The 24,135-nt window shown below is 71.8% G+C and carries 24 protein-coding genes and 1 rRNA gene (1 of these 25 cut by a window edge); 8 read left to right on the top strand and 17 right to left on the bottom strand.

Annotation, left to right across the window (positions count from 1 at the left end; genetic code table 11):
* Positions 1–53 (bottom strand): 16S ribosomal RNA (locus tag ACQP2F_RS33890); it reaches 1,468 nt to the left of the window's first position.
* 417 nt (positions 54–470) lie between these two features.
* Positions 471–1,727 (bottom strand): tyrosine--tRNA ligase, encoded by a 1,257-nt coding sequence (tyrS, locus tag ACQP2F_RS33895; RefSeq protein ID WP_433294731.1) that lies wholly within the window; start codon positions 1,725–1,727, stop codon positions 471–473.
* 59 nt (positions 1,728–1,786) lie between these two features.
* Between tyrS and ACQP2F_RS33900 the strand changes: the two genes are divergently transcribed.
* Positions 1,787–2,536, top strand: a complete 750-nt coding sequence (locus tag ACQP2F_RS33900) for a polyphosphate kinase 2 family protein (protein WP_433294733.1) — start codon at positions 1,787–1,789, stop codon at positions 2,534–2,536.
* 35 nt (positions 2,537–2,571) lie between these two features.
* Positions 2,572–3,837 carry a diguanylate cyclase domain-containing protein gene (locus ACQP2F_RS33905; RefSeq protein ID WP_433294735.1) on the top strand — a complete coding sequence of 422 codons (1,266 nt, stop codon included), beginning with the start codon at positions 2,572–2,574 and terminating at the stop codon, positions 3,835–3,837.
* 53 nt (positions 3,838–3,890) lie between these two features.
* Here the strand turns inward: ACQP2F_RS33905 and ACQP2F_RS33910 are convergent, their stop codons facing one another.
* The 8 genes from ACQP2F_RS33910 to ACQP2F_RS33945 form a co-directional block, all read right to left on the bottom strand.
* On the bottom strand, positions 3,891–4,442 hold the full coding sequence (locus ACQP2F_RS33910) for a Uma2 family endonuclease (RefSeq protein ID WP_433294737.1): 552 nt from the start codon (positions 4,440–4,442) through the stop codon (positions 3,891–3,893).
* A 58-nt stretch (positions 4,443–4,500) separates the two neighbouring features.
* On the bottom strand, positions 4,501–5,568 hold the full coding sequence (locus tag ACQP2F_RS33915) for an FAD-dependent oxidoreductase (protein WP_433294739.1): 1,068 nt from the start codon (positions 5,566–5,568) through the stop codon (positions 4,501–4,503).
* Entirely contained in the window at positions 5,561–6,214 is a 654-nt protein-coding gene (locus tag ACQP2F_RS33920; RefSeq protein ID WP_433294741.1) for an adenylate kinase family protein, read from the bottom strand. Before ACQP2F_RS33920 ends, ACQP2F_RS33915 begins: the two co-directional genes overlap by 8 nt.
* 15 nt (positions 6,215–6,229) lie before the next feature.
* Positions 6,230–6,811 (bottom strand): hypothetical protein, encoded by a 582-nt coding sequence (locus ACQP2F_RS33925; RefSeq protein WP_433294743.1) that lies wholly within the window; start codon positions 6,809–6,811, stop codon positions 6,230–6,232.
* Between the two features lie 50 nt (positions 6,812–6,861).
* The gene (locus ACQP2F_RS33930) at positions 6,862–7,314 is read right to left on the bottom strand and encodes a type II toxin-antitoxin system PemK/MazF family toxin (protein ID WP_433294745.1); all 453 of its coding nucleotides are present in this window, start codon (positions 7,312–7,314) and stop codon (positions 6,862–6,864) included.
* An 18-nt stretch (positions 7,315–7,332) separates the two neighbouring features.
* Positions 7,333–8,091, bottom strand: a complete 759-nt coding sequence (locus ACQP2F_RS33935; RefSeq protein ID WP_433307698.1) for a CAP domain-containing protein — start codon at positions 8,089–8,091, stop codon at positions 7,333–7,335.
* A gap of 106 nt (positions 8,092–8,197) precedes the next feature.
* A complete protein-coding gene (locus ACQP2F_RS33940) occupies positions 8,198–8,428 on the bottom strand; it encodes a DUF397 domain-containing protein (protein WP_433294748.1) in 231 nt (76 codons plus the stop codon).
* A complete protein-coding gene (locus ACQP2F_RS33945) occupies positions 8,421–9,287 on the bottom strand; it encodes a helix-turn-helix domain-containing protein (RefSeq protein ID WP_433294750.1) in 867 nt (288 codons plus the stop codon). Before ACQP2F_RS33945 ends, ACQP2F_RS33940 begins: the two co-directional genes overlap by 8 nt.
* A 250-nt stretch (positions 9,288–9,537) precedes the next feature.
* Here ACQP2F_RS33945 and ACQP2F_RS33950 point away from each other — a divergent pair, with 250 nt between their 5' ends.
* The 5 genes from ACQP2F_RS33950 (at position 9,538) to ACQP2F_RS33970 (ending at position 13,275) form a co-directional block, all read left to right on the top strand.
* Positions 9,538–10,146 (top strand): DNA-3-methyladenine glycosylase, encoded by a 609-nt coding sequence (locus tag ACQP2F_RS33950; protein ID WP_433294752.1) that lies wholly within the window; start codon positions 9,538–9,540, stop codon positions 10,144–10,146.
* Positions 10,147–10,167: 21 nt separating this feature from the next.
* The gene (locus tag ACQP2F_RS33955; protein WP_433294754.1) at positions 10,168–10,938 is read left to right on the top strand and encodes a RibD family protein; all 771 of its coding nucleotides are present in this window, start codon (positions 10,168–10,170) and stop codon (positions 10,936–10,938) included.
* Positions 10,939–10,950: 12 nt separating this feature from the next.
* Complete coding sequence (locus ACQP2F_RS33960; RefSeq protein WP_433294756.1) at positions 10,951–11,505, top strand: hypothetical protein; 555 nt, start codon at positions 10,951–10,953, stop codon at positions 11,503–11,505.
* 265 nt (positions 11,506–11,770) lie between these two features.
* Entirely contained in the window at positions 11,771–12,676 is a 906-nt protein-coding gene (locus tag ACQP2F_RS33965; RefSeq protein ID WP_433294758.1) for an ATP-binding cassette domain-containing protein, read from the top strand.
* An 8-nt stretch (positions 12,677–12,684) separates the two neighbouring features.
* Positions 12,685–13,275, top strand: a complete 591-nt coding sequence (locus ACQP2F_RS33970) for a hypothetical protein (protein ID WP_433294760.1) — start codon at positions 12,685–12,687, stop codon at positions 13,273–13,275.
* On the opposite strand, the gene ACQP2F_RS33975 is transcribed toward ACQP2F_RS33970, so the two are convergent.
* From ACQP2F_RS33975 to ACQP2F_RS34000, 6 genes are all read right to left on the bottom strand, one after another.
* Entirely contained in the window at positions 13,244–13,717 is a 474-nt protein-coding gene (locus ACQP2F_RS33975) for a hypothetical protein (RefSeq protein ID WP_433294762.1), read from the bottom strand. The genes ACQP2F_RS33970 and ACQP2F_RS33975 overlap by 32 nt on opposite strands.
* Positions 13,714–16,512 (bottom strand): hypothetical protein, encoded by a 2,799-nt coding sequence (locus tag ACQP2F_RS33980; RefSeq protein WP_433294763.1) that lies wholly within the window; start codon positions 16,510–16,512, stop codon positions 13,714–13,716. Before ACQP2F_RS33980 ends, ACQP2F_RS33975 begins: the two co-directional genes overlap by 4 nt.
* Before the next feature lie 190 nt (positions 16,513–16,702).
* A complete protein-coding gene (locus ACQP2F_RS33985) occupies positions 16,703–17,518 on the bottom strand; it encodes an ABC transporter permease (protein WP_433294765.1) in 816 nt (271 codons plus the stop codon).
* The gene (locus tag ACQP2F_RS33990) at positions 17,515–18,360 is read right to left on the bottom strand and encodes an ABC transporter permease (RefSeq protein WP_433294767.1); all 846 of its coding nucleotides are present in this window, start codon (positions 18,358–18,360) and stop codon (positions 17,515–17,517) included. Before ACQP2F_RS33990 ends, ACQP2F_RS33985 begins: the two co-directional genes overlap by 4 nt.
* Positions 18,357–19,556: an ABC transporter substrate-binding protein gene (locus ACQP2F_RS33995; RefSeq protein WP_433294769.1), complete on the bottom strand. Its 1,200-nt coding sequence runs from the start codon at positions 19,554–19,556 to the stop codon at positions 18,357–18,359. Before ACQP2F_RS33995 ends, ACQP2F_RS33990 begins: the two co-directional genes overlap by 4 nt.
* Positions 19,546–20,574: an ABC transporter ATP-binding protein gene (locus ACQP2F_RS34000; RefSeq protein WP_433294771.1), complete on the bottom strand. Its 1,029-nt coding sequence runs from the start codon at positions 20,572–20,574 to the stop codon at positions 19,546–19,548. Before ACQP2F_RS34000 ends, ACQP2F_RS33995 begins: the two co-directional genes overlap by 11 nt.
* A 120-nt stretch (positions 20,575–20,694) precedes the next feature.
* On the opposite strand from ACQP2F_RS34000, the gene ACQP2F_RS34005 reads away from it, so the two are divergent.
* Complete coding sequence (locus ACQP2F_RS34005) at positions 20,695–22,161, top strand: PucR family transcriptional regulator (RefSeq protein ID WP_433294773.1); 1,467 nt, start codon at positions 20,695–20,697, stop codon at positions 22,159–22,161.
* On the opposite strand, the gene ACQP2F_RS34010 is transcribed toward ACQP2F_RS34005, so the two are convergent.
* Entirely contained in the window at positions 22,150–24,084 is a 1,935-nt protein-coding gene (locus tag ACQP2F_RS34010) for an ATP-binding protein (protein ID WP_433294775.1), read from the bottom strand. The two genes, ACQP2F_RS34005 and ACQP2F_RS34010, sit on opposite strands and share 12 nt — an antisense overlap.
* Positions 24,085–24,135: the final 51 nt, after the last annotated feature.

Below are 24,135 nucleotides of genomic sequence, written 5' to 3' on the forward strand. Positions count from 1 at the left end.
TGTTAAGCACGCCGCCAGCGTTCGTCCTGAGCCAGGATCAAACTCTCCAACAAAAACTTGGAAAACATGTCCCGGCAACAAAAGTTGCCAAAGGAATCCAAAGTCCGAAGACCTCGGGGGTAAATCATTCTTGGCACTGGCTTTACAAGCACCCTGTTGAGTTCTCAAAGAACAACCACACCCGAAGCAAACCGCCCTCGGGGCACTCGTCCAACTTTACCCTCGCCCCACCCGACCGTCAAATCCGCGCAGTTACCCGGAAATGCGACCCGATAAAACAAAGAAACAGCACACGACTAAACGCCGTGACAATTTCGAGGGTTCCTCCAGGACGGCCGCTGCGACGACCCCGGAAGGCCCCCACGCTCGCCCGTCTCCCTGGCGGCTCGGAAAACATTACAGGGCCCCGCACCCGGGTGCCAAATCGGCCCCCTGCGAACCACGTCACAGAGAGCCGACCAGCGGAAACTCTAAAGTTCGACCTCCACGCCGGCGAACGACTTCTTGCCGCGGCGCAGCACCAGGAACCGCCCGTGCAGCAGGGACGACGCAGCGGGAACGGCCTCGCCGTCGGTGATGCGCTCGTTGTTCAGGTACGCCCCGCCCTCGGCAATGGTGCGCCGGGCCTCGTTGGCGCTGGCCACCAGCCCCGATTCCTTGAGCAGCGTCCCGAGGCTGGGCAGCTCACCTCGTACGGGCAGGAGGCCGGTCTCGGAAAGCGCCGACCGCAAGGTCGCCGCCGAGAGTGAGTCCAGCGAGCCTCGCCCGAAGAGAGCCTGTGAAGCCGCGACCGCCTGCGAGGCCTCCTCGGGACCGTGCACCAGCGCCGTGATCTCCTCGGCCAGCGCCCGCTGGGCGAGCCGGGCCTGCGGACGCTCGGCCGTCGCCTTCTCCAGCTCCTCGAGCTCCTCCCGGCCCTTGAAGCTGAAGTAGCGCAGGTACTGCATGACGTCGCGGTCGTCCGCGTTGATCCAGAACTGGTAGAACGCGTACGGCGAGGTCATGGCCGGATCGAGCCAGACTGCGCCGCCCTCGCTCTTGCCGAACTTGGTGCCGTCGGCCTTGAGGACCAGCGGCGTGGTGAAGGCGTGCACCGGGCCGGCGCCCCGGCGGCGTACGAAATCGACGCCCGCCGTGATGTTGCCCCATTGGTCGGAGCCGCCGAACTGGAGCGCGCAACCGTGCCGCACGTGCAGCTGGTAGAAGTCGTTGGCCTGCAGGAGCTGGTAGCTGAACTCGGTGAAGCTGATGCCGGTCTCCAGCCGGTTGCGCACGACGTCGCGGGCCAGCATCTTGTTGACCGGGAAGTGCTTGCCGACGTCCCGCAGGAACTCGATCACCGAGGTCGGTCCGGTCCAGTCCAGGTTGTTGACCAGCTCGGCGGCGTTCGCCCCGTCGTAGGTGACGAACGGGGAGAGCTGGTCGCGGATGCGGGCGACCCAGCCCTCGATCACCTCGGGCGGGTTCAGCGTGCGCTCGCTCGACTCCCGCGGGTCGCCGATCTGGCCGGTGGCGCCGCCGACCAGCAGCAGCGGCTTGTGCCCGGCGAGCTGGAGCCGGCGGGCGGTCATCACCTGCATGAGGTGGCCGACGTGCAGGGAGGCGGCGGTGGGGTCGAAGCCCACATAGAACGTGATGCCAGGGCCGTCGAGAGCCGCACGCAGCTCCTCGGGCGAGGTCGAGTCCTGGATCAGTCCACGCCACTGCAAGTCGTCAACGAGAGTCACGCGGCAATTCTCCCGTACGCACCCGTGCGTACGACACCGGGTTTGGCCATGCTGTATCCATGAGCCGCCTGGGTAGCGCGACCCCGCCGATCGACATCTCCAAGAAGAAGGCCGAGGCCCGCCTCGACGAGGCGCAGAAGCGCCTGCTCCGGTTGCGCCTGCTGCTCGGCGGCCAGATCGGCGAGAAGCGCATCGGGCCGCCGCTCACCTGCGTGTTCGAGGGTTGGGACGCGTCCGGCAAGGGTGGGGCGATCAAGCGCCTGGTGGCGCCCATCGACCCCCGGCACGTACGCGTCTCGCAGTTCGCGGCGCCGACGTACGACGAGAAGCGGCACCATTTCCTCTGGCGTTTCTGGCCGAAGATGCCCGGCTGGGGCGGCATGACGGTTTTCGACCGTTCCTGGTACGGCCGCGTCCTGGTCGAGCGGGTCGAGGGCTTCGCCACCAAGGAGCAGTGGCAGCGCGCGTACAACGAGATCGTCGAGTTCGAGCGCACGCTGACGGCCGAGGGCATGATCATCGTGAAGTTCTGGATGCACGTCTCGCCCGAGGAGCAGCTGCGCCGGTTCGAGGACCGGGCGGGCGACCCGTTGCGCACCTGGAAGCTGACCGACGAGGACTGGCGCAATCGCGAGAAGCGGCCGCAGTACGAGGCGGCGGTCGAGGAGATGCTGGAGCGCTGCGACCCGACCTGGGCGCCGTGGCGGGTGATCCCGGGCGACAACAAGCACTACGCGCGCTTCGCCGTGGTCGAGGCGGTGTGCGAGGCGATCGAGGCGGAACTAACCAAACGCGGATACGAGATCTAACCGTACGGCAACCGGGGCCGTTCATTCTCGGCCTGGTGACCTCCGTCCTGCGCCGTGACCCGCTGCGCGCCCTGCGCCTGATCTTCCTGGCCTGCCTGCTGGTGAGCAGCGTCGGCACGCTGGCGCAGATCGCCTGGCGTGGCGCCGGGTCGGTGTGGATCTCGGGCGGCCTGCTGCTCGTGCTGTTCCTGCTGCGCCTGCTCGAGTCGCGGCGCGACCGGCTCGGCCCGGCGGTCGTGGACCTCGTCGACGTCGGCGCGATCGCGGTGCTCCTGCTGGAGGCCGGCTCCATGGACATGATTCTGGCGCCCATCTTCTTCGGTCTCTTCACCCGCGCGCTCATCGCGCGGCCTTGGCGGTACGGGATGATGGTCGCCGGCTACTTCGGCACTCTGCTCGGCGTCTCGCTCGCGGCGCACGTGCCGATGGTGCTGGGGGGCCTCATCGCGCTGCCGGTGGCCGGCACCGGCGTCTACGGGATGCGGGCACTGCTCTCCCGGCTGCGCGAGCAGCTGGCCGACGTGCTGAACGGGCTGCCCTTCCCGGTCCTGCTGACCGGCGCCCAGGGCGAGGTGCTGCTGGCGAACCCGGCGGCGTACGCGTTCACCGGCCCGTTCGAGGGGCTGCGAGTGACCGGCGCCGACGGCTCGCCGGTGGACGTGTGCCGGTTGCCGGCCGGCGAGAGCGGGCTGGAGCTGCACCTCTCGCGGGCCGACGGCACGTCCGCGGTCGCGGTCGCCGACACGGTCGCCAACCCCCGGGGCACGATCGTGACGCTGCGCGACGTGACCGAGCAGCGCGACTTCGAGCGGCGGCTGCGGCATGCGGCGGAGCACGACATGCTGACCGGCCTGCCGAACCGGGCGCTGCTGTGGCGGCGGTTCGAGGCGGCGGACTCGTCGTACGCGGTGCTGCTGCTGGACCTGGACGGGTTCAAGGCGATCAATGACACGTACGGGCACCTGGCCGGCGACGAGCTGCTGTGCCGGGTCGCGGACCGGCTGCGGGACGTGTGCGGCCCGGAGGCGACGGTGGCCCGGCTGGGCGGCGACGAGTTCGCGGTGCTGGTGCCGGGGTCCGGCCGGGAGCGGGCGGAGGCGGTGGCCGAGGGGCTGGAGCGGGCGCTGGCCCGCGAGGTCCCGCTGGCGACCGGGCCGGTGCGGGTGGGCGGCAGCATCGGGTACGCCATGGGCGCCCCCGGGCGTTCCCCCGACGAGGTGCTCGCCGAGGCGGACGCCGCGATGTACCACCGCAAGCACTCGCGGAGCCCGGCCGACCGCCTCGTGGTCGCGCGCCCGTGACGAGCGCCCGCCCGGCTGTCCGCCCGCCCGGCTGTCCACCCGCCCGGGCGGACTCAGCCGAGGTCGTGCTCGGCCGGGCCGGTGTTGAGCAGCCAGGCGAGCGGCATGGTCGCCTGCACCGCGTAGTGGTCGCCGGCCAGCCGGTGCATGGTCACGGTCTGAGCCGCGTCCTGGTCGACCACCCAGTACTGCGGGATGCCGGCCGCGGCGTACTCGATCCGCTTGGTCACCGTGTCGATGCCCTCCGAACCGGGCGAGATGATCTCGACGACCAACAGGACATCGGTGATGGGCAGCCATACGCCGTCGGCCTGGGCCCTGCTCCACACCACCAGGTCGGGAATGCGGCCGCCGACGCCGTTGCGCCCGGGAACGCGCAACCCGACCGCCTGCGCCACCCGCTCCGCGGGCACCCCGGCCGTCGCCAGCCACACCATCAACCGGGTGGCGATGATCGCGTGGGCGTAGCCCGGGGGCGGCATGATGGACAGGACTCCCTCGGGGCTGATCTCGTAGCGGTGGTGCTGGTCGGCCGCCATCATGGCCGTGAGGTCATCGAGCGTCACGACCGGTGGCATGTGCCTGCCGACAGCCTCTGAGCTCATGCCGGAATCCTACTGGTTGCCGGTCCGGCGGCCCGGAGCCTGTGGATAACCCACATCGTCATCGGCCGCCGATGTGGTGGGCGGCCAGGCGGTAGTCCGGCGGGGTCTCGCCGCCGCCGGTGACCAGATCGGTGATGTAATCGGCGACCAGCGGCACGAACTTGAAGCCCTCCCCCGAGAAGCCGGCCGCGACGGTCACCGGGCCGACCCGGTCGATGATGAACCGGTTTCCCGGCGCGATGTCGTAGAGGCAGCTGATCGGGGTCGACTCGGTCGGGTCCAGGCCCGGGAACCACTCCTCGACGTAGCGCACCAGCGCCGCGTCGACCGTGGGGTCCGGTGGGCGGCGTACGGAGGGGTCGATCTCGGGGCCGGAGCCGTGCAGGCCGACCTTCACGCCCGAGCCGGACTCGTACAGGCCGTAGACCGGGTGGCCGGAGCCGCGCCAGTGCACGAAGGACGGCCACGCCGGCGAGGGCGACCGCGGGGCGAAGAAGCGCGGCTGCTCCTGGGTCACCCGCAACCGGGGAAGCGGCATCACCGCCCGCACCAGGCCGGGCGACCACGGGCCGGCGGTCACCACCGCCTGGCGGGCGTGCACCGTCTCGGCCGGAGTGTCGACCGCCACGCCGGCCGGGCCGACCCGCAACGACTCCACCCGTACGCTGTCGCGCAGCTCCGCGCCCGCCGCCCGGGCCAGCTCCTGCATGCTCGCGATCGCGACGTCGGCCCGGATCCGGCCCGACTCCGGCTGGTAGAGCACGGGCGTCTCGAAACGCATGCCGGGCCAGCGCGATGTCGCCTCGCGCGGGTCGAGCACCACCCCGCGGAAGGACGCCGCCACCTCCTCCGGCAGGCCGTGGTCGACGCCGCCGGTGATCTCCAGCAGGGTGTGGCCGGCGCGGGCCGCGAGCTCGTCCCACAGCGGCCGGGCCCGGGCGACCCGGGCGGCGTACGCGTCGTCGTCCACGGCCGCGCGGAACAGGCGGGTGGCGCCGTGGGAGCCACCGAGGTCGTGGCCGAAGGGGTGCTGCTCGAGCAGAACCACGTCGCGGCCGGTGTCGGCCAGGCGCAGAGCGGCGGCGGAGCCCATCGCCCCGCCGCCGATCACGATGACGTCATGCATGGGCCTGGTAGGCGGGAAGGTTGAGCGCGGCGCGGATCTTGGCCTGGACCTCCTCGGCCGGCGGGCGGGCGTCGATGTCGTGCACGAACTCCTTGCGCCGGAAGAGCTCCAGCACCGGGCGGGTCTTCTCGTTGTAGTCGCGCAGCCGCGCGTCGAGCGCCTCAGGGGTGTCGTCCTCGCGGGTGATCAGCTGGTGGCCGCAGATGTCGCAGCGGCCGTCCTCCTTCGGCCGGTCGGCGATCAGGTTGTAGTCCATGCCGCAGTTCGGGCAGAGGCGGCGGCTGAGCACCCGGCGGCGTACCTCGTCCTCGGGCAGCTCGAGGTGGATGACGCCGTCGATGTCGTAGCTCTCCATGAAGAACTCGGCCTGCCGCCCGTTGCGCGGGAACCCGTCGATGACGAAGCCGAAGTTCCAGTCGTGCTGGTCGAGCCGTTCGCGGACGACCGACTCGACCAGGTCGTCGCCGACCAGCTCGCCGGCGTTCATCGTGCGGCGCACCTGGGCGCCGAGCTTGGTGTGGTTCTGCACGTGCCAGCGGAAGATGTCGCCGACCGAGATGTGAACCAGGTCGAGGTCGTCACACAGCAGCTCGCTCTGGGTGCCCTTGCCGCTCCCCTGGACGCCCATGATCACGTACTTGCGCATCGGTCTTGGCCTCTCTCAGTCGGTCGCGCCGAGTCGCAGCGGACCGGGCGCCGGCCGCCCGGTCAGCGTGGTGGGGTCGATGCTCCAGGCATCGGCCACCTTGAGCACATCTTTCTCCCCCACCAGTACGGTCGTGTCCTCGCCCAGCTCGGCGGGCAACCCGGCGTCGCGCTCGGCCGGCCCCGGCTCGCCGTGCCACGAGGTCACCTCGCCGGTCTGCCCGACGTAGCCGAACGCCCGCACCAGCTCCCCGCCCGCGGCCCGCTGCCAGCGGTGCAGCTCGGTGACCCGGTGGGTGGCGAAGAACTGCACCTCGGCGCCGAGCGTCGCGGAGAGGCCGATGACGTCGACGTTCGTGCCGGGGCGCAGCAGCCATCGGCCGGTGGCCAGCGTCCAGGCGGTGTCGCGGGCACCCGGCAGCGGCGGGGTGACCGCCACCCGGTCGTCGGTCAGGTGGGCCACGTCGATGCCCTCGCGCCACCGCACCGGGCCGAGGTCGCGCAGGCCGAGCGCGGCGAGGACCGCCTCCTGGTCCCGGCCCGCGATCGCGAGCCAGGCCTGCTTGCCGCCGAAACCGACCATGACGCCGTTGCCCATGGGACAACGCTATCCGGACAACGCGCCGTTCTGTCCACTAACGTCCGTCGCTACGCCCATCCGTAGTCGTTCCGGAGCGTCGCCGCCACCCGGTCGAAGCGGTCACGGTCGAGGACGGCGCCCTCGCGGCGGATGCCGCCGGCGTCGATCTCGAGCACCCGGTCGAGCCGGATCCAGCTGGGCCGGGCCTCGCGGTCCCAGGCGCCGGGGCCGAGCGCGAGCCAGTTGCGCTGGCCGTCCCGCTCGCTCTGGCTGGAGAGCATGAGACCGAGTACGTCGCCGCCCTGCCGCCCCACGACCAGCACCGGGCGGTCCTTGCCCTGGCTCGGGTCGTCCTCGTAGGGGACCCAGGTCCAGACGATCTCGCCGGGGTCGGCGTCGCCGTCGAGGTTGGGCGCGTACTCGAGGTGACGGCCGCTGCGCGGCTTGGGGAGATGCCGCGGGGGACGCGGCGGGGTCGGCTTTCTCAGCTTGCCGAACAGGGACTGCAGAATCTTGGCCACCGCAGCACTCTAGAGCGGTCAGTTCACGAAGTCCTGCGTCAGCCAGGTGATGCCCTTGCTGTCGCGTACGACGCTCAGGCCGATCCGCTTGAAGCCGGTGTTCAGCAGGTTCTTGCGGTGGCCGTCGTTCGGCGGCGTCTCGGCCAGCATGCTGTCGGTCAGGCCGTTCGCGGCCTTGATGATCTGCGCCTGGCTCGCGCCGCTGGAGCCGAAGCCGATGTTCTCGCCGGCCGAGCTCCACTTGACGCCCTGGGCGCTGAACCGCTCGCCGAGGCCCTGCTCGCCCGGGCACTGGTGCTCGAGCCCGCATCCGTTGATCATCAGCTGGTTGTGCAGGGCCGACGCCTTGGACAGGTCGGCGTCCAGGGTCAGCGCGCCGAGGCCCTCCCGGGCCCGGGCCTCGTTGATGTGGGCGAGCACCGCGTCGAGCACGTCGTCGCCGGTGGACGGGACGCGCGCGGCCGTCTTACGGGCGGCCGGCTTGACCGTCTTGGGCGTCGCCGGGGCGGAGGTCGTCTTCTTGGGGGACGGCGACTTCGAGGCCGAGCGCGACGGCGACGGCGACGCGCTCTCCAGCTCGATCGTGGGGGACGGGGAATCCGCGGGGACGGCGGGCGCCGCGGGGACGGCGGCCACGGGCTTGTCGGCGGCGGCCGTGCTGACGGCGGTCTCGGCCTCGGCGTGCCGGCTCAGGCCGATGACCGTGAAGCCGGTCCCGATCACCACGGCGGTGGCCCCGGCCACCAGCGTGTAACGAAAACGGGCGGCGGCGGACATCGACACGGGAAGGCACCTCGGGCACGTTGACGGACGGGACGGCCCGTTCACTATGGGTGCGCGAGATGGCGGGCGCCCGCCGGCTAAAGAGCCCTTAAGAAAGGGATCACGCAGATCTAAAGACCGAGACCGGATCGATGTCGAACTCTCCCCCGCGCACGCCGGCGAGGAAGGCGCGCCACTCGGCGTGGCTGAAGACCAACGCGGCGCCCTCCCGGTCCTTGCTGTCTCTTACGGCCACGACGCCCGGAAGGTTCACGGCGACCTCGACGCAGTCGCCGCCGTTGCCGCCGCTGCGGATGCTCTTGCGCCAGTGGGCACCGCTGAGGTCAGTCATAGCTCTCCTTGATGATCGCCCGGATCAGGTCGTCCGACTCCGGCTGGCTCAGCGCGGTGGCGTCGAGCTCGGCCCAGGTGGACTCGTACACATCCACGTCCGTAAGTTTATCGAGGTAGAGCGCCCCGGTGAGGCTCTCGCAGTAGATCGTCGTCGGTTCCGGCGACGCCGTGCCGACGGCCGGGAAGTCGAGGATCGTGAACGGCCCCGAGCTCGCGGCCCGGTGCGGCCCGGCGGCGAACGGCGCGACCCGCACGCTGACGTTCGGCCGGGTCGAGACGTTGACCAGGTGGGCCAGCTGCTTGCGCATGCCGAGCCGGTCCGGGATGGCGCGGCGCAGCACGCCCTCGTCGAGCACGGCGTCCAGGCGCGGGGCCGCCGGGCGGGTGCGGGTGAGCAGCGACTGCCGTTCCAGCCGGACGGCGACGGCGGCCGCCGGCTCGGGGCCGCCCCACCGCTCGAAGACACACTCCGCGTACTCCCGGCTCTGCAGCAGGCCGGGGATGAGACCGGGGGCGTACGAGCGCAGCCGGCTGGCCGCCTGTTCCATCCCGACGTAGAGCTCGAACCAGGGCGGGACCACATCGCCGTACGCGTGCCACCAGCCTTTTGCCTTGGACTCCTGTGCCAGTCCGAGCAAGACCTCGGTCATGCGCGGCGTGGCCCGGTACACCGTGCACATCGCGATGACATCGTGCTTGCGCACCGGGACCTCGCCGTTCTCGATGCGGTACATCCGGGCCCGGGAGAACTCGAGCTCCTCGGCCGCGGCCATCAGCGAGATGCCGGCCTGCTCGCGCAGCCGCCGCATGAGACGGCCGACCTGACGGCGCGGAACGGTCGAGCCGGTGTCGGCCATGTGCAAGCCTCCCGAGAATTTCGAACCGAGAATCCCAGAGCCACGGCACACAGCGTACGTAGTTGATCGCTCATCGTGAATGCCAAAACGCGGCATGATCCAGTGAGGAGGACGCATGACCGAGGGGTTCGACACCGGGCGAATCTGGCGTTTCCCGGGCGAGCCGTACGCTATCCGGCCGCCGGCCGACGCTCGATCTTCGGCGCGGTCGGCCGGACGGACGGAACCGCGGCATGCTTTGCTGGGCCGCGTGGACTATCCCTGGCTGCACCTGCCCGCGACCGCCGTCGACGAGGCCGCCCGCACGCTGCTCGGCTGGCGGCTGACCGCGAACGGGGTGACCGCGCGCCTGACCGAGGTCGAGGCGTACAGCGGGCTCGGCGAGGATCCGGCCAGTCATGCGCATCGCGGCATCACCGGACGCAACGCGGTGATGTTCGGGCCGGCCGGGCGGCTCTACGTCTATCAGATCTACGGGATGCACTTCTGCGCCAACATCGTCTGCGGCGAGCCCGGGAAGGCGGCGGCCGTGCTGCTGCGGGCGGCCGCGGTGGCCGACGGGGTGGAGCTGGCCCGGCAACGGCGGCCGGCCGCGCGCAAGGACGGCGATCTGGCCTCCGGTCCGGCCAAGCTGATGCAGGTCCTGGCGCTGGACCGGCGCGCGAACGACACCTCGGTGATCGACGGGACCGGGCCGCTGACGATCGGTCCCCCGTCCGGCCCGGTCGGCACGATCATGGCCGGGCCGCGGGTCGGGGTCACCTCGGCGCACGACGTCCCGTGGCGTTTCTGGCTGGCCGGCGACCCTACGGTGAGCACCTATCGCCGGCACACGGCACGCATCCGGAAAGTGTCGTAGGGGCCCGGTAGAACGAGGGGCATGAAAAACCCTTCGCTTCCGTACGTGGTGGTAGCCGTCCAGGCCTCGGTCGACGGCCGGGTCGCTCTCCGCCGCGATCGCCCGCTCCTGCACGACGAGCCGGGCCGCCGGTGGGCCGCGTTGCGGCCGCCGAGCTTCGCCGCGGCCGACGCCGCCCGTGCCGCCCGCCACGACGCCGGGGCGGTGCTCGAGGGCAGCGGCTCGATGGTCCCCGGCACGGCCGGGCCGCTGACCGGCCTGCCCCCGCCGTCCGGCGCCGGGCTTCACGAGGATTTCGCCGAGCCGGCCGGGCGGAAGTGGTTCACGGTGGTCGACGGTCGCGGGCGGGTGCGCTGGACGATGACCGGCAACGGCGAGTTCGACCTGCTCGTGCTCGTCTGCGCGGCCACGCCCCCGGCTTACCTGGCCTACCTGCGCCGGGAGCGGATCGCCTACCTGGTGGCCGGCGAGGAGCGGGTCGACCTCGAGGCGGCGCTGTGCCGCATGCGGGAGCGGCTCGGCGTCACGACCGTGGTGTCGCACGCGGGCGGCGGGCTCAACGGCGCCCTGCTGCGGGCCGGGCTGGTCGACGAGGTCGAGGTGATCGTGCTGCCCGCGCTCGTGGGCGGGCTCGGCACCCCGACGATCTTCGACGGCCCGCCGCTCGGTGACGACGAGTCGCCGCTGCCGCTGCGGTTGCTGTCGGCGCAGGTCGAGACCGACGGGACGGTGCTGCTGCGATACGCGGCGGACCGGCCGGAAACGGCCACACCCGGCCCCCGGGGAGGCTAGCGTCTCGAACTGATGATTCCGCATCGGTGGTTGGTCGTCTGCAGCGCGATGAGCTCCGCCGGCATGGTCTGGGCGGCCGTGCTGATCGCCGGGCTGCTGGCCGGCGTGCGCCTGGTGCCGTCGGCGGTCGCGGTCGGCGTGGCCGCGCTGCTCACCGTGCCCGGGGTGATCGCCGGCGTGATCGGCAACCGGTGGTACTACCGGACCACCCGGCCGCGCCTGCGCTGGAGCTTGACCTCGTGGGTGCCGCCGCACGTGCCGCACTGGGCGTCGATGCTGGCCGGGGTGATCTTCTTCGGCTTCTGGCTGGCCGTGGTCGTCGCCTTCGCCGGCCTGGACGGCAACGCCGAGATGCGCGACGGCCGGTACGTCTCCGACCACAACGGCCGCGTCACCGTCATCACCGAGGCGGACTACGAGCGCCAGCTCGACCACGAGCAGCAGATCTCCCTCGGCATCCTGGGCGCGCTGGCCGTCGGCGGCGTCTTCCTGACCGGCGCCGTGCTCACCCACCACGCGGCCCCCGAGCCGACCCACACCCAGTCGGCCGGCCTGCCCCTGGCCTGACCCCGCCCGCGGCGCCGCACCAAATCGCGCTGCTCACCGATACGCGCGTCCCGCCCGCCGCGCCGCCACGCACCGCGCCGCCACGCACCGCGCCGCCACGCGCCGCCACGCACCGCGCCGCCGCGCCGCCACGCACCGCGCCGCCGCGCACCGCGCCTCCGCGCACCGCGCCGCCCGGCCCGCGCCCGACACCCCTGGCCGCGCCCTCGGACGGCGCTTGACGGTCCCTCCCGGAGAGTGCGCCCCTGTGCCATAGTGGCGCCCGATGATCGAGACGATCGAGTTGACCAAGGCCTACGGGCGGGTGCGCGCCGTCGACGGGCTGTCGTTCGCCGCCGCGCCGGGGCGGATCACCGGGTTTCTCGGGCTCAACGGGTCGGGGAAGACGACCACGTTGCGCATGCTGCTCGGGCTCACCCGGCCGACCGCGGGCGAGGCGCTGATCTCGGGGCGGACCTACGCCGATCTCGACCAACCGCTGCGGCAGGTCGGCGCGGTGCTCGAACAGGGCATCAGCCACCCGGGGCAGAGCGGCCGCGCGCACCTCATCACGCAGGCCATGCTGTCCGGCGCGGGGCGGGCGCGGGTCGACTCGCTGCTGGAGACGGTCGGGCTGACCGACGCGGCGCATCAGCGGACCGGGGATTACTCGCTCGGCATGCGGCAGCGGCTGGCCGTGGCCACCGCGCTGCTGGGCGAGCCGCCGGTGCTGATCCTCGACGAGCCGGCCAACGGGCTCGACCCCGAGGGCATGGCCTGGCTGCGGCGGCTGCTGCGGGACCACGCGGACGCCGGCGGCACGGTGCTCATCTCCAGCCATCTGCTGGCCGAGCTGGCCCAGCTCATCGACGACGTGGTGATCATCGCGGACGGGCGGCTGCGGCACGCGGGACCGCTGGACGATCTCTACGGCACGGCGACCCATCGGCTGTACGTGCGGGGCCGCGACCCGCAGCGGCTGCGCGACGCCTTCGAGGCCGCCGGCGCCAAGGTGGCCGGCCTCTCCGACCCGGCCGGCGCCGCGGTCGGGGACGGCGTGACGCTGGAGGTCGACGGCCTGTCCGCCGAGGAGGCCGGCGAGATCGCCTTCGCCGCGGGCGTGCCGCTCTACGAGCTGACCGCCGACGTCCCCAACCTCGAGCAGCTCTTCCTCTCCCTGGCGGCCAGATGATCACGTTGATGCGCAGCGAGCTGTACCGGATGGCGTCGATCCGGTCGAGCTGGATCTCGATCGCCCTGTTCGGGGCGGTGGCGGCCGCGTTCGGCATCCTCGACCCCAACTTCTGGGCGCTGATGGCGGGCGTCGGGGCGTTCGGCATCGGCGTACTGACCATCACCCAGCACTTTCAGAACCGTACGACCGCCCTGCTCTTTCTCGCCCGGCCCCGCCGCTTCCCGGTGTTGTTCGCCCAGATCGCCACGACGGTGCTGGTCGCCCTCGGTCTCACCGCGCTGAGCGGGATCACCGTGCTGCTCAAGGACGGCAGCGACGTGTACGCCCACACGCTGCTCGTGATACCGATCATGGCCGTCTTCGGCGCCTCGCTCGCCGCCGTGGTCCGCCGCGCGTCCTGGCTGCTGTTCGGCTTCACGGCGTGGTTCGTGGTCGTCGAGGGCATCGTCGGCCGGCTCGAATGGCACCTGCCGATGTCGTCCTACCTGAACGCCTCGGGCGGCGACCAGTTCGCCCTGGAGGTCTTCGCCGCCTGGGCGCTGGGCACGCTGGCGGTCGCCGCCGTCACCCTGCGCCGCGATCTGGCCGGCGACTAGCCGCCGCCCACCACCAGTGCGAGGCCGGGATGCCGGCGGGCGGCTCGAGATCCGGCCGCGGGCCGAGATCGCGCAGCTTGTAGGTCAGGTCGTCGTCGATCTGCACCAGCGCCTCGGGGTCGACCACACCGTCGGCGACCGTGCCGCGGAAGTCGTCGGTCAGGTACTGCAGGGTCGACCGCAGGGTGAGCACGTCCTCGAGATCCTCGTCGCGCGCGTCGTCGATCGCGCCCGCGCTCCGCGCCACGAAGACCGCCATCTCGCTGTGCAGCAGGGCGAGCCGCTCGGCGATCGCCGCCCGCTCCGGCAGATCGTCGCCGGTGATCTCGGCGTGCAGCGGGACCAGCCGGCGCAGGGCCTGGCGCAGGAACGGCTCACGACCGGCCAGAGCCTCGTCCAGCTCGCGCAGCATCAGCCGGGCCGTGTCGTCGGCGTTCGTCATTTCTTCGTCGCCTTCACCTTGACCGCCTTCGGTTTCCCATAACTGGCCACGACGGCGTTGCCGCCGGGGTCGACGTAGACAATGGCCTCGACCTTGACCCCGTCCGCCTCGCGCTCGTAGACGATCTTCCGGGAGGTGCCGCTGGGCTCGTCGAGCACGACCTTGCCGGATCGTACGGTCTCCCGCATGCTCGCCGCGTACGACTCGATGGGTTCCGTCAGGTTCTGTTCGCCGGCCGGGAGATCGCCCATGTGCTTGTGCGCGTGGTACGCCTCGGCGGTGCCGGACTCGTAGGGCAGAGCGGGCAGCGCACGGACCGCGTCGGGCACCTGGGCCGGGGTCAGCCCGGGCGGCAGGGCGCCCGACCGGGGGTTCGCGGCAATGGCGGCCAGATCCTTGGCGAGCTGGGCCGACAGCTCGGCCATGCCGGTCTCGGAGCTCATGGCGGCGGCCGCGGCCTGGGCCGCCTTTGCGGGCAGCTGGGCGGCCGGCGTGGTGGCCGCGAGCTCGGCGGCGAAGCGGTCGCGGGTCTCGCTGAAGAGCGCGCGGGCGTATTCGACCCGGTTGGCGAACTCGCGCGGGCTGCCGCCGCACCCGTCGCGGCCCCACTGGACGAGCCGGGCCCGCAGCGGCGGCGGGATCGCCCGCGGCCACTGGGTCAGCGCGGTGTTGACCTTGCCGGCGGTCTGGCCGTCGACGCCGTCGAAGAGGGAATCGCCGGTGAGGCCGTTCTCGGCCAGCGCCTTCGCGAGCTTGGCGGCGACGACCGGGTCGGCCTTCCCGGGTACGACGGGATCGGCCTTCGCGTCGGCGACGGGATCGGCCTTCGCGTCGGCGGCGGGATCGGCCGGCACGGGAGCGACGACCGCCGGGCCGGGTCCGGGGCCCGGTCCGAGGGCCGGCCGCGGAATGGCCGAGCCGGCGCCCGTTGTGCCGGCGGCCGTCGTGCCCGCCGCCGTCGGGCCCGCGAGCGTTGTGCCGGCGCCCGTTGTGCCGGCGGCGTCCGCGGCGCTCGAGCCCGGGGCGGTCGAGCCGGTCGCTTCGGGAGCCGGGAACGCCTTGGCCGGGGCGCTCACCACCCCGTTGCGCACGACCGCCACCTGCTGACCGGTCGACATGTTCACGATCTCGCCGGTGGCGGTGGCCGGGTCGTAGGTCGCCCGGAGGAACGAGCCGGACGGGCGGTGGAACGCCATCTGGGTGACCACGCCGGTGCGCGGGTCCACCCGTGGCGGCTGGTAGATGACGTCCGGTTCGAGGGGCGGCGCGCCGCCGGTGGCCGCGGGCCTCGCGAACGCCGAGCCGAGGAAGCCGGTCACCGCGCCCGCGATGCCGCCGGACAGGGCGCCCCAGCCGATCCGCCGCAGGTACTCGTCGACGCCGATCTCGCCGCGGGCGAGGGCGCCGACATTCTCGATCCCGGCGCCGGCCGCCCCCAGCGGCGCGCCGATCGTCACGCCGGTGGTGGTGCCGACCGCCACCCGGGCGCCGAAGCCGGTCACGGCCTCGGGCGTCACCCCGTACAGGCGCTGGCTTATCGTGCCGGCCACGCCGGGAGCCGCAAGCGCGCCGGCCGCGCCGAGCCCACCGGCCAGCGCGCCGCGGCGGAAGTTCTCGGCGAGACGCTCGCCCACCGGTCGCTGATCGGTCGAGGACGGCGCCACCGTGTTGAGCGCCGCGTTGGCGGTGCCGCCGGCCATCGCTCCGGCGCCGATGGCCGCGGTACCGGAGAGGACGGTCGCGGCCGTGCCGGTCACGCCCACCGTCGCCAGGCCGGTGCCGGCCGCGGCGAAGACGACCGGGGCCGCGGCGGCGCCGGCCAGCCCGGCGGCGACCATGAACGACGTGTCCCGGACGATCTCGAGGTGGTGGACCGCGGTCCCGGCGCCCTGGATCGTGCCCTCGATGTAGCCGTGCCAGGCCCGCTCGGCTTGGTCCAGGGCCTGCGCCGCCTCCGCCAGCTTGGCCGCTTGGGCCGCGACCCGGGTGACGGCGTCGCCGACCGCGCCACCGCTCGCGTCGAAGGCGGCGAGGCCGTCGAGAATGGCCTGGGACTTGGCCAGCGCCTCGTCCCAGACGCTGAGCGGCAGCTCGTCCTGGCCGGCCAGCCAGTCGGAGATCCAGCGAACGGCGCCGTTGGTGTCGGCCAGGTGTCCCTTGTGCACATCGCGCCCGATCTCGGCGTAGTCATGCAGCCGGGTTGCCTTGCGCGTCACCCAGGCGGCCTGACCCTGGGCCATGGCTCGCAGTTGGCCCTCGGTCAGCGTGTACTGCCGGCCGGCCGCCGCGAACTGGTAGACCACCACCGGCCCGCCGCTCTCTCCGGCCGGGATGCCGGACGAGCGCAGGATCGTGCCGTCCCGCAGCCCGGCATCGACGACTCGCTGCGCCTCGGTGGTGAAGGCGCCGGGTACCAGCGTGAGATTGCGCCCGGGCGGGACGACGTCGCGGACGCCGTTGGCCTGTTGAAGGCCGACCACCTTGTCCGGCGAGCCGTAGACGTACGTCGAGATGTCCGCGACGGTGTGCCCCGGCACCGTGACCGAGGCGTAGATCTTGCGGCCGACCGCGTCGAAGCCGAACAGCACCGGCACACCGGCGGCCGCGGGCGGGGACGGAGAAGAGGGTGGTTCGAGCAGCCCGGCGACGGCCCGGTTGCCGCCGGCGGCGAGGGCGGCGGGGGGCAGGTGGGCGGCGGTCTCCCGGTTGCTGAGGGCGGGCTCGGTCGTGGATGCCGGCTGGGCCTGGGGCGATGCGGTCTCCTCGCCCGGCGCGGCCCGGACCCGGTCCGTCATCTCACCACAATGGACCGAATTCGACGGGTCGGGCAATGCGGCGTCCGCTTTGCGACAGGTGGCCTTACTCCGACCCCACCCGTAACTGGGTGGGGCCGACTTTACGACCCGCCTACGACATTTTTCGGCCATCGTCCACAAGGAGGCGGCCCGGCGAGGCGCGTATCGGTGAGCAGAGCAAAGGGGCCCGCTAGGTGCGACTGGCGCCCGCCTCGGGGCCGGCCAGGCGCTGCGCGAACCACACCGGCAGGACCGACAGCACGATCAGGATGGCGGCGACCACGTTGACGACGGGGGCCTGGTTCGGCCGGAACAGGTTGTTGAAAATCCAGATCGGCAAGGTGGTGATGCCGGGGCCGGCGGTGAAAGTCGTCACGATGATCTCGTCGAAGGAGAGGGCGAACGCGAGCAGGCCGCCCGCCAGCAGCGCCGAGCGGATCAGCGGGAACGTCACGTAGCGGAATGTCTGGCCGGGCGACGCGCCGAGGTCCGCGGAGGCGTCCTCGAGGTTGGTGCCGGTGCGGCGCAGGCGGGCCAGGACGTTGTTGTAGACGGTCACCACGCAGAACGTGGCGTGGCCGACGATCACCGAGAACAGGCCCTTCCCGACACCCAGAGGCTCCACCACCGAGCGCCAGGCCGAGTCGAGGGCGATGCCGGTGACGATGCCGGGCAGGGCGATCGGCAGCACGATCAGCAGCGAGACGGTGTCGCGGCCGAAGAACTGGAAGCGCTGCACGGCGAAGGCGACCATCGTGCCCAGGATCAGGGCGATGAACGTGGCGCCGAGGCCGGCCTTGACCGAGGTGAGCAGGGCCTCGCGGGCGCCGGCGTTGTCCCAGGCGGCCGACCACCAACGGGTCGTGAGGTCGTGCGGCGGCCAGCCGAACGTACGGTCGCCGTTGAAGCTGTTGACCAGCACCAGCATCAGCGGGACGTAGATGAACACCAGGCCCAGGCCCATGAAGACGCGCAGCGCCCACCGCGACAGCGACGACAGCGTCACAGCTCCTCCAGGGCGCCCGAGCGGCGGACCGCGATCAGGTAGATCACCATGATCACCACGGGGACGGTGGCGATCGCGGCGGCGAACGGCAGGTTGTTGGCGGCGCCGATGTTGGCGTAGACCAGGTTGCCGAGCATCTGGGTCTTGCCGCCGACGATCTGCACGGTGATGTAGTCGCCGAGCGAGAGCGAGAACGTGAAGATCGACCCGGCGAAGATCGAGGGCACCAGGATCGGCAGCACGATCGCCCGGAAGGTGCGCCACGCCCGCGCGCCGAGGTCGGCCGAGGCCTCCAGCATCGAGTCCGGCAGCCGTTCGAGGCCGGCGTAGATCGGCAGGATCATGTACGGCAGCCACAGGTACGAGAGCACCAGGATCACCGCGAACAGCCCGTACCCGGGGCCGTTGCCGGGACCGCCGAGGAGCCAGTCGATCGGGCCGCCGTTGGCCAGCAGGATCCGCCACGCGTACGCCTTGACCAGATAGCTCGCCCACAGCGGCGTGAGGATCGCGATGACCAGCCACTTGCGCGACACCGGCGACGCGACCTTGGCCATGAAGAACGCCATCGGCACGGCCAGCACCACGCAGATCACCGTGACCGACGCGGCCACGCCGAGGCTGCGCAGCGTGACCGCGCGGTAGACCTGCTCGGTGACCAGCGTCCGGAAGTTGTCCAGGTTGAACACCTTGACCACGTCGCCGGTGAAGCCGTTGACCGACCAGAAGGCCGAGATCAGCAGGACGGCGAGCGCGCCCAGGTAGGCGACCACCAGCCACAGCAGCGGGGCCGAGAGCAGCCCCGCCAGCCGCAGCCGGGGATGGCGGTGGAAGAAGCTCATCCCTTGATCGTTGTCCAGGCCTGGGTCCAGGCCGAGTAGTCCTTGCAGGTCACGTCCGTGCGGCCGTCGAGGCACTGCGCGATCGGCGTCGTCCAGTACCAGACGTTGGCGAAGTAGGCCTCGTCGTCGGCGTGGAAGGTCTTGCAGAAGTTCTTGTCGGCGGTCTCGGCACAGGCCAGCTTGTTGGCGGGCGCCTCGCCGAACCACTCGGCGACCGCGGCGTTGGCCTTCGGCGAGATGATGTGGTTCATCCAGAGGTAGCCGCAGTTCGGGTGCTTGGCCTTGGCCGAGATCATCCAGGTGTCGGACCAGCCGGTGGCGCCCTCGGTCGGCAGGATCGCCTCGACCGGCGCCTTGTCGGCCTGGGCCAGGTTGGTGATGATCTGCCAGGTGGTGCCGAGCACCGAGTTGCCGGCCTTGAACGCCTGCACCTCCTTGGTGTAGTCGGACCAGTACTCGCCGATCATCTTGTTCTGCGCGGTGAGCAGGTCGGTCGCGGCCTTGAACTGGTTGTCGTCCAGCGCGTACGGGTTCTTGATGCCCAGTTCCGGCTTCGTCTTCATGAGATAGAGCGCCGCGTCCGCGATGTAGATCGGCGAGTCGTACGCGGTGATCTTGCCCTGGTACGGCGAGTTGGCGTCGAAAACGGCGCCCCAGGAGGTCGGCGCCGGCTTGACCACGTCGGTCCGGTACATCAGCAGGTTGGCGCCGCGCCCGTGCGGGATGCCGTAGGGAACGTTGTCGACCGAGTTCCACTGCTTGTTCTTCAGACCGTCGAAGACGTCCTTGTAGTTCGCGACCAGGTCGGTGTTCACCGGCGCCACGTCGCCGCCGTAGATCAGCCGCAGCGAGGCGTCGCCGGAGGCCGAGACCACGTCGTACTCGCCGGTCTTCATCAGCGTGACCATCTCGTCCGAGGTAGCCGCGACCTTGTTGTTGACCTTGCAGCCGGTCTCCTTCTCGAAGCCGGAGACCCAGTCGACCTTGGGGTCGGTCGAGCCGTCCTCGACGTACCCGGCCCAGGAGACGATGTTGACGGCGCCCTCGCCGGCGCCGAGCTGGGCGAGCTTGTCGATCTTCGGGACGGAGATGCCGCCGGGGCCCGAACCCTTGCTCCCGCTGTCGCCGCCACCGCCGCAGCCGGCGAGCACGAGCAGTCCGGCCGCGAAGGCCGCGGTGAGGAATCTATGCCGCATCGATGTTCTCCTTTGCCGAGGGAATCTCAATGACGTGCTCCGACCGCCAGCTCAGATGAACCGGCTTCCCCCGCAGCTCGGTCAGCGCCGCGCTCGACGTGCGCTGGTTCTGCTCGACGACGGTGACTCGCGCTCCGGCGTCCAGGTCGACGACGAAACGCGTGACCGGTCCCGCATAGATGACCTCGGCGACCGTGCCGGGCACCCCGCCGTCGGCCACGAGCGAGATCTTCTCCGGCCGGATGGAATATGTCCCCTTTTTCCCGACAAGGGCCTCGGAGACCGAACCCGTCAGAAGGTTGGATGTCCCGACGAATCCGGCGACGAACGGCGTGGCCGGCTGCTCGTAGACCTCCTCGGGCGTGCCGACCTGGGCGATCCGGCCGTCGTCGAAGACCGCGACCCGGTCCGACATGGTCAAGGCTTCGTCCTGGTCGTGGGTCACGAAGACGAAGGTGATGCCGACGTCGCGCTGGATCTCCTTCAGCTCGACCTGCATCTGCTCGCGCAGCTTGAGGTCGAGAGCGCCGAGCGGCTCGTCCAGCAGCAGCACCTTGGGCCGGTTCACCAGGGCGCGGGCGAGGGCGACCCGCTGACGCTGACCACCCGACATCGCGCCGGGCTTACGAGCTTCGAACCCCTCCAGCCGTACGGACGAAAGAGCGTCGAGGGCACGTGCGCGCCGTTCCTTGCGGGCCACCTTGCGCACCTTCAGTCCATACTCGACGTTCTCCAGCACGCTCATGTGCGGGAACAGCGCGTAGTCCTGGAAGACCGTGTTCACGTCGCGCTCGAACGGCGCGAGCCGGGTGACGTCGCGGCCGCCGAGGGCGACCGTCCCGGCGGTCGGCGTCTCGAAACCGGCGATCATCCGCAGCACGGTCGTCTTGCCCGAGCCGGACGGCCCGAGCATCGAGAAGAACTCGCCGTCGGCGATCTCGAGGTCGATCCCGGCGACGGCCTCGACCGCGCCGAACGACTTCCGCAGGCCGCTCAGCTTGATAGCGGGCGTATCCATGGGCTCACCATCGCGAATCGTGCCGTTTTGCTGGACACCGTATGGTGATCGGCCGACGGCCGTAAATGGACGACTCTCCAGTCCTTACCGCAACCGGTTGTGCGGACGTACAGTCCGGCAATGACGCTGCGGCTCGCGGACGTACTCGCCGACCCCGATCTCGACCTGCGCCTCGCCGACGGTGACCGGGCCCGGCTCCACCAGCCGGTCCGCTGGTGCGCCGTCACCGAGCTGGCCGATCCGCGCCCGTTCCTCTCCGGCGGCGAGCTGGTCCTGACCACCGGGCTGAGCCAGCTCGACGAGGCGGCCCAGCGGCAGTTCGTCGCCCGGGTCGCCGGCGGCCGGGCGGTCGGTCTCGGCTTCGGCATCGGGCTCACCCACGACCGCATCCCGGCGGCGACCATCGCCGAGGCCCGCGCGCACCGGCTGCCGGTGCTGGAGATCCCCTACTCGACGCCGTTCATCGCCGTCGACCGGTTCGTCGCCGACCGGGTGCTGGAGGAGCAGTACGGCCGCTTCGCCGATCTGCTCGACGAACACGACACCCTGGCCCGGGCGCTGCTGTCGGGCCGGGGGCTGGGCGCGCTGATCGAGTCGCTGCACCACATCCTCGGCGCGCCGGCGATGGTCGTCGACGTCCACGGGCGGGTGCTGGCGGCGTCGCCGGCCGGGGCGGCCTGGCCGGTCGAGCAGATCCTGCAGACGGCGCGCGCGGGCACGCCGGGCGACACCCCGATGGCGGTGCCGGTCAGCGTCGAGGACAGCGTGGTGGCGTACCTCTGCTGCCGCCGTCCCCGACGCTCGGCGGACGTCCTGCCGTACGCGGTCTCGCTGGTGGGGCTGGAACTCGCCCGCCGCCAGGCGGAGCTCGCGGGCAAGCGCCGCCTGGCCGGACAGGTGCTCGAAGATCTCGTGCGGGGAACCATCGGCGGGGCCGAGGCCGAACGGCGGCTGTCCCCGTTCGGCATCCGCGCCGAGGACGAGCACGCCCTGCTGGTGGCGACCGCCGGCGGGCCGGGCGACCTCCGCAAGCGGCTGGTGGCGAGCCCGCCGATGAGCGGCGCGACCACGGCCGTGCTGGAGGACTGCCTGATCGTCGTGCTCGATCCGGGACAGTCCACCCGGGAGGCGGCGCTGCTGCTGCAGGACTACCTGAGCCGGCACGGCCGCGACGTGCGGGTGGGCATCGGCGGCTGGTACGCGGGAACGACCGGCCTGCGGTGGAGCTATTACGAGGCGCACGAGGCGATGAACCGCGGCCCCGGCATCAACGAGCGCGAGCAGATGAGCCTCTCCGGGCTGCTCGTGGCGAGCGAGGACGTGCCGCTGCGCGACCTGGCCCAGGAGATGCTGCGACCGCTGCGCGACTTCGACGAGGCGCACGCCGGCTCGCTGGTGACGACGCTGCGCACGTACCTGGACGCGGACGGGTCGGTGGCGGCGGTGGCCACTCGCCTGATCGTGCACCGCAACACCGTCCGCTACCGCCTCGAGCAGATCGAGCGCCTCACCGGCCGGTCGCTGGCCACCACCGCCGACCGCGTCCAGCTCTGGCTCGCGCTGGCCGCGTCGGACCTACTGCGGTAGCCGCACGGTCACGGTCGTGCCGGTCGCCTCGTGCGAGCTGAGCGTGATCGAGCCCCGGTGCCGCTCGACCACCACCCGGCAGAGCGCCAGCCCGAGCCCGGCGCCGGGAATGCCGCTGTGCCGGGCGTTGTCGCCGCGCCGCAGCCGGCGGAAGAGCCGGCTCTGCCCGGCGGCCGAGATGCCGATTCCGGCGTCCGCCACGGTCAGCGCCGCCACCCGTTCCTCGTCGACGAGCGTCACGGTGACCGTCGCGTCCGGCGGGCTGAACTTGATGGCGTTGCTGAGCAGCGCGTCGACCACCTGCCGGAGCCGCTCGCGGTCGCCGGGCACGGTCACCGGGTCGAGACGGGCCAGGTCCACGGTTATCCCGCGCTCGGCCGGCGCCTCCGCCACCGCCTCGCCCACCACCGCCGCCAGGTCGACCGGTTCCGACGCCAGCGGCAGGTGACCGGATTCGAGGCCGGCCAGGTCGAGCAGCTTGTCGACCAGCCCGCGCAGCCGGGTGCTGTTGCGGTGCACGACGTCGAACAGGTCGCGCACGTCGCCGAGCGGCGTGTCGTCGGGCGACTCGGCGATCAGGTCGATGTACGAGCCGATCGAGGTCAGCGGGGTACGCAGCTCGTGCCCGGCCAGCTCCATGTACTCGTCGGTGGCGACCTCGAGGTGCCGGGCCAGCGTCTCCGCCCGCCGGTGCTCGAGGACGGCGCCGATCACCGCGGCGATGCCGGTCAGCAGCATGCCGAGCACCGGGTCGGTCTCCTGCCGGGCGCACGAGAAGAACGTCACCGTGCCGATCACCCGGTCGCTGCTGCGCACGGGCACGGCGCCGGCCGAACGGTAGGACGCGGCCTCGGCCACCTGGGGCAGGATCGGCGAGTCCGCGCTGCGCAGGTCCGGCACCCAGACCAGCTCGCCGGTCTCCCAGCACCGGCCGGCCAGGCCCTCCCCCGGCGCGATGCTGCTCGGCAGCGGCAGTCCCGGCTCGTCCGGCTCGGTGTAGATCGCGGCCGGGCGCAGCAGGCCGGCCGGTTCGTCGACCAGCCACAGCCGCAGGTAGGGCCAGCCGAGCGTGGTGCCGATCGCGCGCAGGATCCGGTCGCCGGCGTCCGGGCCGTCCGGGTCGGTCGCGAGCGCCTTGAGCACCTCGCTCTTGCAGTGCTGGTACTGGCGGGTGCGATGCGCGACGGTGACGTCGTGCGCGGCGCCGACCGCGGCCACCACGACGCCGTCCGCGTTGCGCACCGGCCGGGCGTTGACCGTCAACCAGTGCGGGCGGCCCTGCGGGTCGTCGGCCATCAACTCGACGTGGTCGACCTTCTCGCCGCGCAGCGCCAGGCTCACCGGCCAGCGCTCCTCGGGCAGCGGAGTGCCGTCGGCCTGGCGGGTTCCCTGCCGGTGCCCGACGGCGCTCAGCGGCGCGCCCGGCTCATCGGCCCCGAGGGCGTCGCGCATGCCGCGGTTGGCGGTGAGGAGCCGCCCGCCGGCGTCGAAGACGATCACGCCGGTGTCGACGCAGTCCAGCACCGCGTCGAGCATCGCCTGCGGATCGGCCGGCGCGCCGAGCGCCGCGAGGTGGCCGCGCAGCACGTTGAGCAGCGCCGGAACGCTGAACGGCTTGCCGATGACGCCGATCGCGCCGCTCGCGCTGAGCCGCGGGTCACCGGGCAGGAGGTACGCGGTGATCAAGATCACCGGGATGCCCGCGATGTCCGGGTCCTCGCGCAGCCGCGCGCAGAGCTCGAGTCCACTCATGCGGGGCATGTCGATGTCGGCCAGCAGCAGGACGGGACGATGCGCGCGCACGGCGGCCAGGGCCTCGAGCCCGTCGTCGGCCAGAATCGGCTGGTGACCCAGCCGGCGGACCACCTCGGCGATGACCCTCTGGTGATCCGCGTTGTCCTCGGCTACGACGACGGTCGACACATCTTCATCTTATAACTGGACATTTCGTACGTGCGTTTTTTGTGTGGACGT

The organism is Actinoplanes sp. CA-030573 (genome assembly GCF_050951115.1).
Lineage (GTDB): Bacteria > Actinomycetota > Actinomycetes > Mycobacteriales > Micromonosporaceae > Actinoplanes.